This window comes from Marivirga arenosa (assembly GCF_030503875.2).
Taxonomy (GTDB): Bacteria; Bacteroidota; Bacteroidia; order Cytophagales; family Cyclobacteriaceae; genus Marivirga; species Marivirga arenosa.
The window spans coordinates 2201260-2218552 of sequence record NZ_CP129968.2 but is presented as its reverse complement, the minus strand read 5'-3'; the positions used below and the strand labels follow the sequence as shown (position 1 = coordinate 2218552).

The following is a 17293-nucleotide window of genomic DNA, read 5'->3' as shown; positions in this document are numbered from 1 at the left end:
CCTATGATCCCCTCAAGGGGATAATCTCACAGATTGAAGTTTGTAGTATATTTTGAACTTAATCACTATTTACATCAATTATTTTACAAAAAAATATCAATAAAGTGATGATGAATCAAATTAAAAAAGAAAAGAAAATCTGTGCGTCTCCCCCCTTGAGGGGGGAAGGGGGGTATTTTTGTCTCATTCACTGCAATAAAGAATAAATGGATTCAACATTAAGCTTTCTGTAATGCGTAGGTGTTAAAGAAGTTATTTTTAAACCTGTATTCTTTTGGAAATCTTCAAAAATACATTCATTTTCTTCAGATAATACCAGTTCTGTTTTAGTAATATACCCTTCTTGATAACCATCATAACCTACAAAGTAAATATTTTGAGCATTTAAACTCAACGCAGTCTGTAATGCCAAAACTGTATGGGCATCTTTCACTAAATCCGTAATGGTAATTTCTTTTAGTTCAAAACTTTTTCCTTCCAATGCCTGGGGAATATAGGTTCCCATTTTTCGAGGAAAAGGAGGCAGTACACATTGCCCTGAAAATCCGCCTAAATCATCAAAGACTTTTTCTAAACGATGACCTTCGCTACCCACCAAACAAAAATACTGTTGTACTTTTAATTCTTTGTAGTAGCCTGCATTTTTACTACTTGCATGGATGATGCAAACATTTTCATTACGATTTATGAATTCCATTACTGCGTCAGAATGTAATGCTGCATTAGGACCTCCTCCTACTACTACAACATTATCAAATGATTTCTGAGGTTCAAAAAGACTTAATTTTTGATTATCCTTTTGGTTATCTTTTTGATTTTGTAGTGCTCTAATTATGCTATTAAATGAATAAAATCGTTGAGTTACCCAATTCATCACCTCTTTTTGAGGAAGGGAATTAGCACCCGAAACCATATAAGGTAGATTAGTACCCCATTCATGTTGCTTCTGCAAATTTTCAAAAGCTGAAACCACATTGCTTAAACTATTAAAATCCACTTCTAATCCTGATTTCGCATTAAGTGCTGTTAATAATAATTCCGTTTTTAAATTCCCTGCCCCTCTACCCATGCCCGTTACCGTGGCATCGACAATATCCGCTCCACATTCCAAAGCAGTTAAGGTATTGACCAAAGCCAATTCCAAATTATTATGGCCGTGAAAACCAATTTTGGCGTCAGTTTTAGATCGCACTAAATCAAAAGTATCCTTTACGTCTTCCGGATAAACCCCGCCAAATGAATCGACCATATAAAAATAGTCTGCCAAGCCAGTAACTTCTTGAATTTGATTCAGAAAATCTTTCTGATCTTGCCAAGTTGACATGTACATTACATTAAAACCGACTTCAAAGCCTAGACTTTTCACTGCTTCTGCTAAACCTAGAGCACGAGTAAAGTTAAGGGGATCAATAGCCAGTCTCACCATAGTGATTAGGCCTAAACAGGGAGATAATAAATCCTTTACGTGTTCTTTGCGAATATCTTTTTCATTCAAAATAATGACCAATTTTTTATCGGACCACTCCTTTGCTTGCTCCATCACAAAAACAGGACAATAAAAATACTCCCCTAGGTAATTATTCATTGGAATACTTCTATAACCAATTTCCAAATATTCAGCAGGTAATTGATTAAAAGATTCGAAATAAGTCTCTACTAATTCTTTATCAAAATCCCAATTTGTATAATAACCACCATCACGAAGCGTACAGTCTAGGATAAGAAAATCATTCATTGATTTTTCCATAATTTCAATTTAAGTAAAAGTCTATTTGGAAATTTTAAAGATTTAAAAAAATTGTAGTTGATTTTCATTATTAACTTTTCAATCTTAACTAGAAAGGAGTTGGAAGGTAAATACGGGTATAAACGGTATCCTTGAATTACCAAATTGTTAAATAAAATTTCTGCATTTTCTTTTTTACCTATCCTATCATAATATCTCCATAATTGATATACCGTCATCAGATTCAACTTCTTCTTATGAATCAAATCCTTTTGTGACCATACTCCCTGATTTCCCACTCGATAAGCCGAAGGCTGAATATTATTCATATACTTCGCATCACCAAAGTTACCTAAAAAGGAGGAAAGAAACTTATCACCTAGGCCACCATGGATAAATTCTTCTGGTAGTTCATCAGTGACATTCCGAAACATCACCGACAAGACCGGTAACACCCTACCCCTAGTCAAAAGCTCAGCTTTATAGTCATGCAAACTAATCTTCTTAAACTTATTTTCTCGAACCACTTCGCTTTTTTCATTGACTACTTTCACATCATGAAAGCAGGCAATGTATTTATCATTATTTTCAAGAAAATCGAATTGCTTTTGTAGCTTATATTTATCGGTCCAAAAGTCATCTCCGTCCAATAAGGCTATATATTTACCTTTACAATTCTTTAGTATATCATAAAAATTATAAAGTCGTCCCAATTTTTCTCTATTGACAGAGTAATCATCTCCATGTTCTCTCTGAAGTAATTTAATTTTGATTTTCTCTGTGTCTTGATATTCTCTAATAATATTTACTGTATTATCAGTTGAAAAATCATCCCCAATTACAACTTCAACATTAAAGTTAGTTTCCTGCATAAGGATTCCATCTAATGCCTCCTTAATAAACGGCCCATGATCATAGGTCATTAGCCTTACGCTTACCACAGGTAACTCATGATTTTTCATATCCATATGCTTTTAATTTTTGCATAGATAATTCTTCTATTAAGTTGATAACTGATCCAGATAGAGATCTTTTATATCTTCCTATATTATTTGTATCTAGCTTATCACGGGTTTTCTTTTTCCAATCTAAAGTTCCCTCTGGTTCTATAAACTTTTTGCCTTCCTTCAAATGATAATTAAGCATCTCATCTGAAAATTTGATTCCTAAGAAATCGCATAGAGCACTAAGTGTCTTTAGTGGATCACTAATTATATCTTCATATTTAATAAGATAATAACGATCAGGAAAAGAACTAGACAATGACTCAATATTCTCATTATTAGCCAGCCATTCTTTCACTACATCTTCTGGATTAGTTGAAAGCTCTGGCTTATATGCAGAAGTCGTTTGAAGTTCATTTAAATCCTTATATGAAGAATAGACATCTCGAACGTCACGAACTATATGTAAAAAAAAGGCATCGGGCCATATTTTTAAAAGATCGTTGATGTGGCTCACATAATAATTATTTTTATCCCCCACCAGTTTTACTCGTTCATCTCCCTTGTAAAAGAGATAGACCAAACTAGTTAATTCAAGATAATTTTTTGGCCTATTTGAAATTAGATAATACTTTAATTTCTTTTTATCTACCCCCCATGTCTCAAACTTTTTACTACTCATCAGGTCTTCTAAATACTCGTCTATTCTAGATGTATTATCACTTTGTGACCAATTATTATATTTAGTTGACCACCAATGTAAAAAGCCTGACTCAGGAGGCACTACAATATTAGGATGCATATTTAACATGAGTCTGAACAATGAAGTGCCAGATCTCGGATTACCAAGGATAAAAAAACGTGTTAAATCAACCATACCTCTCAGTTCTTTTCAAAATCCTAGCAATCATAAATTGCTCTTCTTTCGTAAGTTCATGGTACAAAGGCAAGCACAGAATTCGTTTTGAAATATCATTTGAAAATTTAGTATCACCTTTCTTCACATATGACAAGGCATCTAAAGAAGGATAAAAGTATCTACGAGGATAGATATTTTTGTTTTCAAGCTCTTGTTTAGAGCGCAAACATACCTCTTCACTACTAAATATCACTGGGAAGTAAGAATAATTGTAATCACATTTAGGGTTAATAACAGGGTATTTCACATTCATACCATCCAATACATGCTTATAATATTCTGACTGTTCCTTTCTCTTCATAAGAATCCCTCCTATACTTTCAAGCACTGCCAGTCCCATTGCAGCATGGAATTCTGAGTTTTTACCATTAATACCTACTCCATTAAATTTTTCAGGTCCGTCATGACCAAAGTTACGCATGTGAGCCATTATCTTTAATAGATTGGGGTCCTTAGTAACCAAAAGCCCGCCTTCGACTGAGTGCATAATCTTAGTTGCATGCAGACTACATGTACTTATGTCACCAAATTCAAATATACTTTTACCATTATATTTTGTTCCATAGCAATGCGCGGCATCATAAATGACTTTCAATTTGTGTTTCCTTGCTATTTCATCAATCGTCTCAATATCACATGCATTTCCAAAACAATGTGTTGCCAAGATAGCTGTTGTTTTATCTGAGATGACTGCTTCAATCTTAGTTGGATCAATATTTAAACTATGTTCATCGATATCAACGTATACTGGAGTACAATTTTCCCAAACAATACTGCTTGTAGTAGCTACATATGAAAAAGGTGTTGTGATTATTTCACCTGTTAGCTCAAGAGCTTTTATAGCAATTTGAAGTGCAATTGTTCCATTACTAACTAATAACAAATGTTTTAGTGCTAAAGACCCTTTTAGTTTTAGCTCTAATTCATTTACTAAAGGACCACTGTTGGTAAGCCATTGTCTCTGGAAAACACCATCAATTAATTCTTTATATCTCTCAGAAGAGGGCAAATATGGTTTTGTAACTGGTATCATATTTTTAATTTGGAGAATTAATATAGTTTTAATTATCTATTACTTACCCAACTTTTATATTAATTAAATTACAACTATCACAAGTTTTTTCGATTTGCTCATATTGATTATAAAACTTTGCAAATAATACTAAAATCTTACTGATTAAAATCGATATTATTAAGGCATTTATCTTAATTTATCAATCATCGTTATAACATAACATTTAAGATATTTAATTAGACAATAATACTCATAGATAATAACACATTAATCAGGATGTATTCTAGATTGTAAAACTTAAATAATAATTAAACCACTTAATAGTTTCCTCTGCTATTTTAAAATTAATTCATACCAACCCTAAAAGGTAAATATTAAATATTTCACAAAACTTGATTTCAAAGAATACATATTCCCTAGGACTCACTTAAAAAGTGGTCAATATTCATATTCATACTAATAAAATCCATTTCATTAGAGTGATGTTGGTTTTTTACTGAAAGGTATTTAATTGACTTTAGCAAGTTTTCAGAATTATTATTTAATTCAAAAGTAATTAATTGGTCTCCTTCTAAATTCTTGTATAATTCATATCCCATTAAATTTATAATAACAGTTGGCACTTTAAACGAGCAAGCTTCTAAAGTTGAACCAGAATATTTAGTAATATGTACATCACAGTTCAAAAGAATTTCAGGAAGTGCAGTATTATTAGAGTAATCTAAAGAAACGACTCCAATCTTAGTAAACTTTTCAAGATTATCAGATATCTGCTTTTTTTGTTGATCATTCATTCTAGGGTGATATCGTATCAACCATATAAAATCTTCTTTAGACCTTTCTATTGCTTCCATGATAAAATCTTCGATTATAGGCTCAACAGGTTGTAAAGTATATAGAATATATTTTTTATTCCGTTGAAAATTATATTCATTTCGATAAGACAAGTCCAATATAAATTTATGCCACCTATTTCCAGCTAGAATCAATCTTTCTTTATCAATAATTTCAGACATGATATTAAAAGAGTATTTATCCCAAACAAAAAAGAACTTAGGTTCGGGGTAAATAATATTTTCGTTATTACTTTTTAAGTAACGATAATTGAAGTGTTGCCATCCTACTGGTCCATGTTGTATGTCAATAGTTTTTATTTTCATGGAATTAGCTACAGCAATAAAAGCTCCTGTAGAAACTGATGAAAAAGAATAAGTAAATAAAAATTTAGGTTTAATTAGATTTAAAATGATTCGTGACAATCTAATCCAAATAAAAAATTTAAGAATATCGCTTTTTATTAATCTTTTAATTTTTTGAGTATCAGTTTTACTCGATATCGAACAAAAGTTTTCAATTAATTCATTTAAAGCTTTCTTCTGCATTAAATCAACAGAAAGACTATGCTCTTTTTTAAATAATTTGGAGGCGATTTTCTCAATAAAATTTAAGGGTAATATCCTTGAGTTTTTGTAAAATTCATTACCACTCGAAATTCTATGATTCATTTCAACTAAAATCCCTTCACCTTGACCAAAAATATCTAATAAGGGATCTAGTGCTTTATCGTAAATAGTATTATCAAGATTGGTTCTGAAAGAGTTATGAGAAATACCTAGAGCCGTTTTCTTTTTTAACAAAAACCTCGAACTTCTTAACATTTTAAAAAATATCAATATTGAGCTAGCAAATGAATTACTTTTGGTAGCAGGTGACTTGTATTCATCTGAAATTGCGATAAAAAACAAACGATTACGAATAATAGAAAAATAATTTAACCCTGAAACTTCGAAATCTTCAGTTTTAAATTCATCATATTCATCAAAAAACTTAAAGAAGATCTCTCTCATGTAATTTCTTTTAATTTCATATTGAAAGCTACAATAGCAAAAGTACCAACTAACAGAAATATTATGCTGATTATAATTTTATTTGAAATAGTGAAATCCTTGAACAAATAAACTAAAATGGTCAATATTAAGGTAATGAAAAGCCATATTAATGGGTAATAATTTGCATTTGTAAGTTGTTTAAATACTTTAAAAGAGAAGCCAGAGTAACCCATAAAAATATAAGCGACAAACGTTGTAATAGCTGCAATTTCAAAACCATATATTGGTAAAAGAATTAAGTTCAAAATTACATTAACTAAACCTGCTCCTAAAGTTACGCGCCACAATATGTTCGTTTTTTCAGAAAACATTAATTTTGAATTGGCAGCAAAATACATCGGTCTATAATTATAAGACATCACTATTATTATACCTAAATAATACATTTGCGAAAGTGTCTCATTTCTTAATAAAAAATAGAAAATCTCTTTCATCCAAACACTTAAAAGACAAGTAATCATAAAAAAAGAAACTTGTAGGATAAATATTAAAAAAGAAGCAGCCATATCGTTATTATCTTTGTAAAATTTATTCAATAAAGGCCCAATAGCTAATCCGCTTGCTGAACCCAAATTATTTGTAAACCTTCCAACTGTATATGCAACATTATACTTACCAATATTGCCAGTACTAATTCCACTTACATCCATGACCATTTTATCAGAACTATTTAATAAATAATTAGAATAGTAATGTGGTATCATTGGTAAACTCACACTCAATGAACTTTTAATTAATCTCCACTTAAAATTAAATATTGGCGTCAATTTCAAAACAAAATTAAGTGGATAATAAAATGACAAGTTTCGAATAACACCAACTATGAAAGAAGACCAAAACCACCCCATAAATCCCATTTTATAATTGGCTATAAATACTACATTTAATACAATTGTTAAAATTCCAAAAACAACACTTCGGATAGCAATTTGAAAAGGCTTTTGTTTTAGTTGATAATAGGTGCTACAAATATTAGAGGTAGGGCCAAAAAAGACAATAGGCCCAATATGAAGCAACACAATTAGCCATCTTTGGTCATTAGCTTCTGTAGGAACTATAAAGTATATTAAAGCCCCAAGAAAAAAAGCATAAGCAATATTCCATATAGATAAAAATCCGTAAATTTGTCTCCAAGCCCATTTAAATTGTTTTGGAGACTTAAAATAAGAATTCACTAAAACAACTCTCAAACCTAGAAAACTAAATACAGCAATTGCTGAGGTATATGCCGTTAAAACACCTGCTATACCGTAATCTAGTTCCGTTAATTCTTGTGTGATTAAGGGAAGCGAAAAAAAACTTGCTATTTTGGTAATTTGTGGTGCAAAACCATAAATAGCAGTATGAGAAAATAGTTTTTTAAGCATTAAATAATTTTATAGCGAATGAGTTTAGCAGGCACTCCACCAACAATTGCATTTTCTGGAATATCCTTTGTTACAACAGAGTTTGCACCTATAATAGAGTTATCACCTATATTTACACCAGGATTAATAAACACATTAGCTCCGATCCATACTGCGTTCCCAATATTAACATTCCCGAATTTTTTTTTCAAATTATTGTAATTCTTAAAATCTTGATCAACAACGGCAGAAGATGTATAAATTCTTACATTATGAGATATTCTACAGAAATCACCGATTCTGACAATCATTTCTTTGTCCGCTTGTATGGTTGAATAGCTACCTATATATGAATTTTTTCCACACACAATGTTTCCTTTACCATACAATTTTATTTTTTCGCCATTAAATTTAAATGACTTGTCTATACTATATTTTACTGAATAATTTTGGTATTTCTTCCTTTTAGAATATTCCTCTCCATGTTTATATAATTTTATAAGTAGTTTGACTATTATTTTTTTCATTATTTAAATATCGTAAAAACTAGCGGCTAATTTAACTTTATTAAACTAGCAATCTGAAAATCCAACTTATCATCTATATCAATAGAAGAGATGTAATCCATTACATACTTTTTAATACATTCAAATCGATTAACTTCTTTATTCTTTATAGATTCAATATTTATTATGTATATCGCCCCATTAATTTCCCAGACTTTAGGTACATCCTGCCTTCTTGTAAAATCACCTTCCTTGGATTTCCTTAAATAACCTTCTTCATTTTCTTCGAACAAAACATAATATGGGTTTGACTTTGTTTCCTTTACAGAAACCACCATATCTAATTCATTATGATATAAGTTTAAAGCTTCCTTAATATGTTCCCCGGTTCTAAAAGGTGAAGTAGGCTGTAGTAAAATCAGTGTATCTGGGAAATAACCATTTCCCTCTGAAAACTTAATGGCATGTAGTAATACTTCATGAGTTCCTGCCTCATCAGTAGCTAATTCTTGAGGTCTTAGAAATGGAACTTTAAGACCAGTTCTCTCTACAACTTCTTTAATTTCTTCATCATCAGTACTTACCATTATGTATTTATCCTCAAATACTTCTCTTGCAGCTTCAATCGTATAATAAATAAGAGACTTCCCGCCTAGTTCTTTAATATTTTTTCGAGGAACACCTTTTGAACCTCCTCTTGCTGGTATCACTACTAATGGCTTCATTAAAACTTTATATGTTTATAATCCTCTTGAGCTTTTTGAAAATCCTCATGTTTGCCAATATCCAACCAATAGCCTCTGAGCGGATATGAATTCACTTTTTTTCCTCTATTTATCAGCTCCTCCATTAAATCTGTTGCATTGTAGAACTCATTTTCAGGTATTAATTCCAACAATTCTCGTTTAAGTAAATAAATCCCACCATTGGAATAATAAGTGTAAGTAGGCTTTTCTTTAAAAGATTTTACACTTCCCTTCTCCATTTCCAATACAGCATAAGGAATTAAGACTTCATAAGGAATAGTGACTACCGATAGATCGGCACCTGATTGGATGAAATCTTTATAGAAATCTTCATAATCAAGATTCGTTAAAATATCGGAATTGGTGACTAAAACAGTTTCATGTTGAAAGTTTTTAATAGCTCTTGCGGCTCCAATAGTACCTAAAGGTTTCTCCTCAGAAACGTATTTAATTTGTACGCCCTTACTTTCTCCCTCTTTAAAATACTCTTTCAATTGGTTTCCAAGATAATTGATGGAGATCCAAAAATCATCGATTCCGTAAGTAATTAAACGATCAATATTATGTTCAATTATGGGTTTATCCGCTACTTTTAATAAGGGTTTAGGAATGTCATTGGTTAAAGGCTTTAACCTAGTTCCTTTGCCACCTGCCATAATAATAGCATCAATGGGCAAATAGGATTTTAGAAATCTAAAATTGATAACATTGATAACCTGATGGGCATCATTTAGCACTGGGATAATTTTTAGATTTGCAGCCCTAAATTTTTCTAAATCCTCTACATTATAGCTTGATTTGAGTATGTATTTTGGATTGGGTTGTATGAAGTCAATCACCTTCTGATGAATTGACATATCTTTTAGCAAGCCTCTTCTTACATCACCATCAGTTAATGATCCTACAAGCTTTTGCTCATGATCAACCACAAATAAAATAGCATCTGCAGCCAGCACATCTAATTTTGCAAGTGCTTCTTTTATGGTACTATCTTGGTCAACTAGGTGCTTTTGATAATTCACTTATCTATTATTTTAATCGCTTGAAAGGCTTCTGCATATTCAACGCCAACGGTTGCACCCCTGTAAGTCGCTAATGCTTCAATGTTTCTTGCTGATCTCGGAAAAGGATGTTCACCCAATTCTGAATCAAATATTTTCATAATCTTAATTTTTTGATGACAAAATTCACTGATGTCCACAAAATAATTAGGTATAAAAGCTTTTTCAGCTAAAGCAGGAGCAAATTCTGTTTCGGAGAGGCATTCATAAAGTAATACTTTCTTGATAAAGGGATATCTAAACGATTTAGTACAGGCCATTACCGCATCAAATAAAACTCTATGATCTGAATGGGCATCTGATCGGTTTAAACAATAAATAACTTCAGGTTTGACCTTATTAAAAATATCAGAGATCTCTGGCACCATCTTGATAATGCTTGAGCTACTTAAACTCATCGTGGGGTAATCAAGTAAAAAAACATTAACAAAACCAAAAGCCTTCGCTACCTTTTCTATCTCTTTTTGTCGTGATCTTACACGTTCTTTGGAAAAACCCTGTTCTTCAAACACATTGGTAGCGATCAACCAAGTTACCTGATCACCATTTTTTATATGCTTTAATAATGTACCGCCAGCTCCAATAGTTTCATCATCAGGATGGGCAGAAACTACAATTACATTCTTCATTAATAGGTAATATTTTTATAAATCAAATTCTTATTGATTTCAACAGAAGTTAGCACTTCAACTGCTTTTTCTGCTGAATTTCCATCGCCATAAGGATTTTGCTTTTTGGCTACTTTTTCAAGATACTCTTCGTTAGTATTGACAAAATCTATTGCTTTCACAATTTGATCTTTATCATTATCAACAAATATCACATTATCTCCATGTACTCTTCCCCTTTGCCTGCTTCCAATATTGATAGCAGCTAATCCTAAAGAAGGGGCTTCCAATAGGCCAGAGCTAGAATTGCCCAATAAAAAATCAGCATTGCGAAGTAAATTTACATACTGTAAACGATCTAAATTTTTGAATACTTTAAACTGCTTTGGGTATTTCATGATATACTCATCGTATGCTCTTATAATCTCCGAGCTTCCAGCATCAGAATTAGGATAATTGATAAAGCAAAAATATCCGGATTCAGCTATTGCTTCTAAAGTAATAAGAATTCTTTTTCTTTGCTCTTCCACTTCAGTAATAATAGAATGCTGAATTAAAACACAGTAGTTTTTATCATAACTGATGCCAAAATGCTTTAATACATCATTTTTTGAAACAGTTTCAATAGCTAAAAATCGATCTAAGGCAGGATTTCCCATCACCGTGATTCTCCAATCTTCCTCTCCTAATTTCAATAAATTTTTCTTATGCTCTTCCAAAGTTGTAAAATGAAGATGGGCAAACTTACTAGCTGCATATCTTACAGAATTATCAATATTTCCGTCCTTTGCAATATCTCCCCCAAAAAAATGAGCAACCGCAATATCCATAAAAGCGCAAGTCATGCATACTGAAATCGCTTCCTCTCTATCGCCTGCAACCAACACAATATCTGGCTTTTCTCTTGATAAAGTCTGCGCTAACAATGGAATTTGATTACCGATAGAGGCAATTCTAGCCAATTTTTGATCTGAATCTAATAAGCTATATATCTTTTCAGAAATCTTGAAATGATCTCTTTCAATATATTCAGACGTCAGTCCATATTTCTCTGATAAATGTGGCCCTGTAATGATGATACTAAAATCAATATCATCTCTTTGGTTTAGTTTTTCATAAATACTAAACATTAAATCATATTCAGAACGAGCACCCGTTACGGCAATAATTTTTCGCTTCTTCATCATTTAAAAAACATCGGAATCTCCCATGGTTAAGTCCCATGAATTAAAATACTTTAAGACTTCACATTTTTCAGAGAATGCACGATAGCCCATAAAAGTGAGAGGTTTTTCTGGTTTAAATTTATTCCGCTCCAATAATTTATGTCTTGGGTCAAATATTGGCATCCAGGTATTTATAGATATAACTGTCTCTCCTTTATCCGAAAGAAAACTTAATACTGCTGAGATTACTTCATTAATAACCTCAGGATTTGCATCATAACCATGCTCAAGTATATCTACTTCTTTAGCGCCAGCAGAATCAAATGAATCAATAATTTTTATTACTACAAATTCTAAATGATCAGCATCCGCCAATTCTATAATATTATACTCATTATCTGGATGATCTCTATACCTCCAATTTAAATAATTAGCATCCTTATGAACCGAAATTTCTCCTTTATTATTCTCTTTTATTTTTGCAGCATGTTGCGCTGAAAAATCATAAGCAGTACGGTAATTTACTTTATCATATTTATTAAATACCTCACTAAAAAGTCTTAAAGAATGCACAAGGCTCACATCATTCCATTTCAATCTTTTTATTAATCCATAATGTGAATTTAAGTTAGGAAATCCCCAGACAGCTTGTATATCATTGTTCTTGTAAATATCCTGATATAAATTTTCCGCTAAGTCAGTAAAAATCCCCTTCCCACCATATTCTGGATGCGTCATGGTGGTCATCGATAAAGAGGTTAATAGTTTTTCATCTTTAATATTTAATATGACAGGAGAAACTGCATAATGACCCACTAACTTATCCTTGTCCCACATCAAATTAATTAGGGGTTCTTTAAGAGCGGGATTGTTTAAATACCTCCATTCCCAAAATTCCTTTGTCATGCTTTTTCCAAAAGCCAAAGAAAATAGTTCTAATATTTCGAGCTCATCTGAAGGTTTATATTTCTTTAGTTCCATATCAATAAAGGTCTGAATATGATAATTTAGCTCCTGGGTCAAGTGCTTTCCTTGCTCTCTTCCCTATTATACTTTCCAACTCCATAGGAGAAATTCCATCTCCTGGTCGAAGCATTATTAGGTCATCTTCGGTTAAGTGCTGATCTTTCCTTATATAATTCTTTATATGAATGCTTTTACGTCCCAGCTTTTTATTAGTGACCTCACTCTTACTCACCTCTTTAATACCACTCCCTGCAATGGCAATTTCAATATTGCGAATAGCTTTCACCATTGATACTAGTTCATCTGGTTCTAAGGAAGCTTTATGGTCAGGTCCTGGTAAATTTCTATCTAAAGTAAAATGTTTTTCTATTACTTTTGCACCTAGTGCTACAGCTGCAGTAGGCACTTCAATCCCTAAAGTATGATCTGAATACCCTATTTCAACCCCTAATTCTTTTTGGATGTGCAACATGGCCTTCAAATTAACATCTTCCATTGGTGTTGGGTACTCTGTATTGCAATGAAGCACTGTAATATCTTTACGTTTTACGCCAATTCGTTCTATCGTTTCAACAGCATCTTTGATTTCATCGATTGTAGCCATTCCCGTTGATAAAACAATAGGTTTTTTCTTACTGGCAATATGTTCTATATAAGGTTTGTTAGTAATTTCCCCAGATGGAATTTTATATAAAGCAGGTTTCAGAGAATCTAAAAAATCAACACTCTCTTCATCAAAACCTGTAGAAAGAAACTTAATACCCAATTTTTCAGCATATTCGATTAAATCAAAGTGCCACTGCTCCGACATCTCAAGCTTTTTGAGCATGTTATATTGAGAGTCATCTCCATCATTAATATTTCTGCTTTGATAATCTGCTTTTTTAGCTTCTTTACTAACAATCTTATCGGCTTTAAAGGTTTGGAACTTCACAAAATCAGCTCCAGCTTTAGCAGCAACTTCGACTAATTGCTTTGCCTTTTCAAAATCACCATTATGATTTACTCCTGCTTCTGCTATAATAATCGTTCTTTGTGGCTTAATCATATATTATAAATATCTGATTTGTAATTCTTCAAGTTTTCTTCTTTTGAAAACCATTCAATAGTTTCCTTTAATCCAGAAGTTAAATCATGCTGAGCTTTCCAATTGGTTAGTTCTTTGATTTTTTTGGCCGAACCAAATAATCTAAACACCTCACTTTTTTCAGGCCTTAGTCTCTCTTCGTCTGTTATAATTTCAGCTTTAGGATTTATAATATCAATTAAATTCTGAGCTAACTCTTGCATTGATATTTCAGATTCAGTTGCGATATTGATATGTTCCCCTATCGTTTTTTTTGATTTCGCAATTTCAATAAACGCATTTGCTGTATCTTTTACAAAAAGTAAATCACGAGTTGGTCTTAAATCCCCCAACTTGATTTCTGTCTCTCCTTTTAATAACTGAGAAATAATAGTGGGAATAATGGCTCGAGCCGATTGTCTTGGCCCGTAAGTATTAAAAGGTCTTACAATGGTAATAGGCAAATCAAAACTCCTGTAGAATGACTCAGCAATACAATCAGCTCCAATTTTACTTGCTGAATAAGGAGATTGAGGTTGTTTTGGATGCTCTTCTGTAATAGGAACAAACTGAGCAGTTCCGTAAACTTCTGAAGTAGAAGTAACCAATACCCTTTCAGTACCTAAATCCTTAGCTGCTTGTATAACATTAAGCGTTCCTTTCACATTTGTATCTATGTACGAATCTGGTGAGTGGTAGCTGAAAGGAATAGCAATCAAAGCAGCTAAATGAAATACGACATCAACATCCTTCATGGCAGTTCTTACCCCATTAGGATCCCGAATGTCGCCAGAAAAAATCTCAATTTTAGCAAGCTTCTCTTTTGGCAAAGTATCTAACCAGCCCCATGAATTAAAGGAATTATAATAGACGAAGGCTTTTACTTGATAGCCCTCATCCACTAACTTTTCAGTTAGATGGCTTCCAATGAAGCCATCTGACCCTGTTACTAATATTTTTTTACTTGATAAATTCATTTATGAGATTTTCTAAATAATTTAGCTATATATATTAACTCTGCCACAGTAAAAGTCCCGCCTCAGCAGTTGGAACTTGCCCCACAAACTCTGTGGGCTCCATAAATAAAAAGCGAATTTTACGATCAATTTTCTTTTCGGCTATGCCGGTCATATTGGCAATGTATTCATGATTAAACTGATTACCGACTAATAGGAAGTCTATTATTCCGCCATCTATTCCTTTCGCGTAATCACCAATTAAATATACCTTTTCTAATTGCCCTACTTTCCCAATGATCTGCTCTATTACGCGATCGATCCCGATATATTTCTTGATAATGTTGTGAATGTCTTCAAAAAGCGGGTGCTTTGTATTCGCCTGATATAATTTTTTATTGCCTTCGACATCTGCCTTCAACATCCCAGCTTCCTCAAATTTATTGAGCTCTAAGCGAATGGCATTGGTGCTTTCTCCAAACTCTCCTTCTAATGAACGCAAATAGCTCTTAGTCTGCGCATTCAAAAAGAACTTGAGGAGAAGTTTAATACGGGTTTTAGAGGTAATTAGGGTGTCGAGCAATGTATGTTGTCAAGTTTAACACTTATTCAGTGTTTAAGTTGTCAAGTGATCAGGTTTTTAGCGATTTATAAATAGTTAGATGAAAGATGTAGGATGTTCGGCCTTCAACAGTTTTAAATAATTTACTATTTATGTATGATTTTATCAATTTCAATTTAATACTGAACCAACTCAATTCTTAATTAATCAATTACTAATTCGTAATTATTTACAGCTTCGCCCTTTCAGTCCCAATTAGAACTTAGCAAAAAGCTTTTTCTGTGTGATTTTAACTAAATCAACAATTCGGCTAGTACTAATGAGATTTTCTCAGGAAACACCCCTATAATCCCCTCAAGGGGATAGTCTCACACAGTAATATTGGTAACAAATGATTAAGGTATTGCTACCTAATAATTAGCCAAAATTTAAATAAAAAACGAGTAAAATAACTACTCAATAATAAAAGTAGTAGATAGATTAAAGAATTGCAATAAGCTAAGGAAAAATTGTAGGGAAGATGTAAGAGATTATATACATTTAATTATTTTCACAAAGATTAAATTGTTTCATAGACTTACTTTGTCTTTTTGCTAGATCAAAAAGAATCAGCTAATAAGCGGACAAGCGAAAAAATCATGACAAAACAAAGCTGCTGCGCTGGCCCGCTGTTTTGTCTTCCCACCCACACGCTTCGAACAAATATATTCCTATTAATTTGATTAAAGTTCTATGAATCGAATTTAATTCAGATGAAGATTAAAAGATAGCACGACCAAATTTCGCTGCAAACGAAAAAGCGCGTAAGGAAGGGTGAAATGGCGGGCCAACGTAGGCCTTGAGGGCTGACAGCTTCATTTCACTCAGATTTTTTGCATACTTTTTCATCATTGGAAAAAGTATTAAGTAAATATCAAAACTGTTAAAAGTCTAGCTTAATCGGTAATAAAAGACATTAAACTTAATTTATTCCTTTACTACCCCAAGTAGTTTATACTTGTATTTTCTTTTTGCTAGATCAAAAAGAAAGAAAAAATCATGACAAAAAGATGCTTCCGCGCTGCAATCCAGCTCCCTCCCCGCCTTTTTGTCCTCCTGCCCGCTTTCTTCTAGCGATCAATCGTGGTTAAGAAAGCAGTTTTCCCTATAAAATTCCAAATTAGTCACTTCCATTTTTCTGGCTAATTCGCCCAACTTTTGCGATAGCGAAAAAGCGCGAGGCAACGGTGAAATGGCGGGCCAGCGGCGGCCTAGAAGCGTGGAAGCATCATTTCACCTAGATTTTTTGGATACTTTTTTATCAATGAAAAAAGTATTAAGAAGTGAAATACAACAACAAGCTTTTAAAAAGCGAAGTCATATAAACGCATTAGAAAATAAACACCCCTATAATCCCCTCAAGGGGATAGTTGTAGGGATTGATATTATTATGTTGAGAGATAATTTCGCTAAAATTTTTTCTGGAGTGGTATTAAAAGAATTCCATCAAATAATTTACTACACTAAATATTTATTTAAAGTGAGATTCCTGCTTCCCGACCTTCAGAACGGGACAGGTTACGCAGGAATGAAAGTAGGAACCATCATCAACAAAAAAACATAGCTAATACCATAATTTCCGAATGCTTCGGAAAAGCGGGCTGGACGAAAGTTTAGCGGGCCAGCGCTAGCCTTGTGCTTTGAAGCATTAAACTTTCTTGAATTTTTCGCTGGTCCGCTTACTAGCTGATTCTTTTTGTTCAAGCAAAAAGGAAAAAATCATTTTATTTTCTGTTTTTAATGATTGCAAAAAGCTTGGAATATATCGAATATAATAA

At 32.6% G+C, this 17293-nt stretch carries 16 protein-coding genes; 1 reads left to right on the top strand and 15 read right to left on the bottom strand.

All coding sequences use genetic code 11. The annotated features are described in order from the left end of the window. Window positions 1–187: 187 nt before the first annotated feature. The 15 genes from QYS47_RS09600 to QYS47_RS09530 all read right to left on the bottom strand — a co-directional run bounded on the left by QYS47_RS09600 (window position 188) and on the right by QYS47_RS09530 (window position 15416). A complete protein-coding gene (locus QYS47_RS09600; protein ID WP_322345782.1) occupies window positions 188–1747 on the bottom strand; it encodes an aldolase catalytic domain-containing protein in 1560 nt (519 codons plus the stop codon). Beyond that, on the bottom strand, window positions 1732–2688 hold the full coding sequence (locus QYS47_RS09595) for a glycosyltransferase (protein WP_322345780.1): 957 nt from the start codon (window positions 2686–2688) through the stop codon (window positions 1732–1734). The genes QYS47_RS09600 and QYS47_RS09595 overlap by 16 nt, the downstream gene beginning before the upstream one ends. Next, a complete protein-coding gene (locus QYS47_RS09590) occupies window positions 2675–3547 on the bottom strand; it encodes a sulfotransferase family protein (RefSeq protein ID WP_322345779.1) in 873 nt (290 codons plus the stop codon). The genes QYS47_RS09595 and QYS47_RS09590 overlap by 14 nt, the downstream gene beginning before the upstream one ends. After that, on the bottom strand, window positions 3540–4622 hold the full coding sequence (locus QYS47_RS09585) for a DegT/DnrJ/EryC1/StrS family aminotransferase (RefSeq protein WP_322345777.1): 1083 nt from the start codon (window positions 4620–4622) through the stop codon (window positions 3540–3542). The genes QYS47_RS09590 and QYS47_RS09585 overlap by 8 nt, the downstream gene beginning before the upstream one ends. A gap of 398 nt (window positions 4623–5020) precedes the next feature. Then, window positions 5021–6451, bottom strand: coding sequence for a hypothetical protein (locus QYS47_RS09580; RefSeq protein ID WP_322345776.1), 1431 nt, complete (start codon window positions 6449–6451; stop codon window positions 5021–5023). Continuing rightward, on the bottom strand, window positions 6448–7860 hold the full coding sequence (locus tag QYS47_RS09575; protein ID WP_322345774.1) for a lipopolysaccharide biosynthesis protein: 1413 nt from the start codon (window positions 7858–7860) through the stop codon (window positions 6448–6450). Before QYS47_RS09575 ends, QYS47_RS09580 begins: the two co-directional genes overlap by 4 nt. Continuing rightward, window positions 7860–8366, bottom strand: coding sequence for an acyltransferase (locus tag QYS47_RS09570; protein WP_322345773.1), 507 nt, complete (start codon window positions 8364–8366; stop codon window positions 7860–7862). Before QYS47_RS09570 ends, QYS47_RS09575 begins: the two co-directional genes overlap by 1 nt. Before the next feature lie 26 nt (window positions 8367–8392). Then, window positions 8393–9070, bottom strand: coding sequence for an acylneuraminate cytidylyltransferase family protein (locus tag QYS47_RS09565; protein ID WP_322345771.1), 678 nt, complete (start codon window positions 9068–9070; stop codon window positions 8393–8395). Further along, window positions 9070–10113, bottom strand: coding sequence for a nucleotidyltransferase family protein (locus QYS47_RS09560; RefSeq protein WP_322345769.1), 1044 nt, complete (start codon window positions 10111–10113; stop codon window positions 9070–9072). The genes QYS47_RS09565 and QYS47_RS09560 overlap by 1 nt, the downstream gene beginning before the upstream one ends. Continuing rightward, window positions 10110–10781 (bottom strand): PIG-L deacetylase family protein, encoded by a 672-nt coding sequence (locus tag QYS47_RS09555; RefSeq protein WP_322345768.1) that lies wholly within the window; start codon window positions 10779–10781, stop codon window positions 10110–10112. The genes QYS47_RS09560 and QYS47_RS09555 overlap by 4 nt, the downstream gene beginning before the upstream one ends. Continuing rightward, window positions 10781–11947: a UDP-N-acetylglucosamine 2-epimerase gene (gene neuC, locus QYS47_RS09550; RefSeq protein ID WP_322345766.1), complete on the bottom strand. Its 1167-nt coding sequence runs from the start codon at window positions 11945–11947 to the stop codon at window positions 10781–10783. Before neuC ends, QYS47_RS09555 begins: the two co-directional genes overlap by 1 nt. After that, window positions 11948–12907: a GNAT family N-acetyltransferase gene (locus QYS47_RS09545; protein ID WP_322345764.1), complete on the bottom strand. Its 960-nt coding sequence runs from the start codon at window positions 12905–12907 to the stop codon at window positions 11948–11950. Between the two features lies 1 nt (window position 12908). Further along, window positions 12909–13940, bottom strand: a complete 1032-nt coding sequence (gene neuB, locus QYS47_RS09540; protein WP_322345763.1) for an N-acetylneuraminate synthase — start codon at window positions 13938–13940, stop codon at window positions 12909–12911. Then, entirely contained in the window at window positions 13937–14935 is a 999-nt protein-coding gene (locus QYS47_RS09535) for an NAD-dependent 4,6-dehydratase LegB (protein WP_322345762.1), read from the bottom strand. The genes neuB and QYS47_RS09535 overlap by 4 nt, the downstream gene beginning before the upstream one ends. 34 nt (window positions 14936–14969) lie before the next feature. Next, window positions 14970–15416: an ArsR family transcriptional regulator gene (locus tag QYS47_RS09530; protein ID WP_322345760.1), complete on the bottom strand. Its 447-nt coding sequence runs from the start codon at window positions 15414–15416 to the stop codon at window positions 14970–14972. Between the two features lie 1363 nt (window positions 15417–16779). Between QYS47_RS09530 and QYS47_RS09525 the strand changes: the two genes are divergently transcribed. After that, a complete protein-coding gene (locus QYS47_RS09525) occupies window positions 16780–17079 on the top strand; it encodes a hypothetical protein (protein WP_322345758.1) in 300 nt (99 codons plus the stop codon). The last annotated feature ends 214 nt before the right edge of the window (window positions 17080–17293 follow it).

Excerpts from the sequence above, each read along its gene's own strand:
- QYS47_RS09600 (WP_322345782.1), bottom strand. The coding sequence starts at position 1,747 with ATGGAAAAATCAATGAATGATTTTCTTATCCTAGACTGTACGCTTCGT.
- QYS47_RS09595 (WP_322345780.1), bottom strand. The coding sequence starts at position 2,688 with ATGAAAAATCATGAGTTACCTGTGGTAAGCGTAAGGCTAATGACCTAT.
- QYS47_RS09590 (WP_322345779.1), bottom strand. The coding sequence starts at position 3,547 with ATGGTTGATTTAACACGTTTTTTTATCCTTGGTAATCCGAGATCTGGC.
- QYS47_RS09585 (WP_322345777.1), bottom strand. The coding sequence starts at position 4,622 with ATGATACCAGTTACAAAACCATATTTGCCCTCTTCTGAGAGATATAAA.
- QYS47_RS09580 (WP_322345776.1), bottom strand. The coding sequence starts at position 6,451 with ATGAGAGAGATCTTCTTTAAGTTTTTTGATGAATATGATGAATTTAAA.
- QYS47_RS09575 (WP_322345774.1), bottom strand. The coding sequence starts at position 7,860 with ATGCTTAAAAAACTATTTTCTCATACTGCTATTTATGGTTTTGCACCA.
- QYS47_RS09570 (WP_322345773.1), bottom strand. The coding sequence starts at position 8,366 with ATGAAAAAAATAATAGTCAAACTACTTATAAAATTATATAAACATGGA.
- QYS47_RS09565 (WP_322345771.1), bottom strand. The coding sequence starts at position 9,070 with ATGAAGCCATTAGTAGTGATACCAGCAAGAGGAGGTTCAAAAGGTGTT.
- QYS47_RS09555 (WP_322345768.1), bottom strand. The coding sequence starts at position 10,781 with ATGAAGAATGTAATTGTAGTTTCTGCCCATCCTGATGATGAAACTATT.
- neuC (WP_322345766.1), bottom strand. The coding sequence starts at position 11,947 with ATGATGAAGAAGCGAAAAATTATTGCCGTAACGGGTGCTCGTTCTGAA.
- QYS47_RS09545 (WP_322345764.1), bottom strand. The coding sequence starts at position 12,907 with ATGGAACTAAAGAAATATAAACCTTCAGATGAGCTCGAAATATTAGAA.
- neuB (WP_322345763.1), bottom strand. The coding sequence starts at position 13,940 with ATGATTAAGCCACAAAGAACGATTATTATAGCAGAAGCAGGAGTAAAT.
- QYS47_RS09535 (WP_322345762.1), bottom strand. The coding sequence starts at position 14,935 with ATGAATTTATCAAGTAAAAAAATATTAGTAACAGGGTCAGATGGCTTC.
- QYS47_RS09525 (WP_322345758.1), top strand. The coding sequence starts at position 16,780 with ATGAAAAAAGTATTAAGAAGTGAAATACAACAACAAGCTTTTAAAAAG.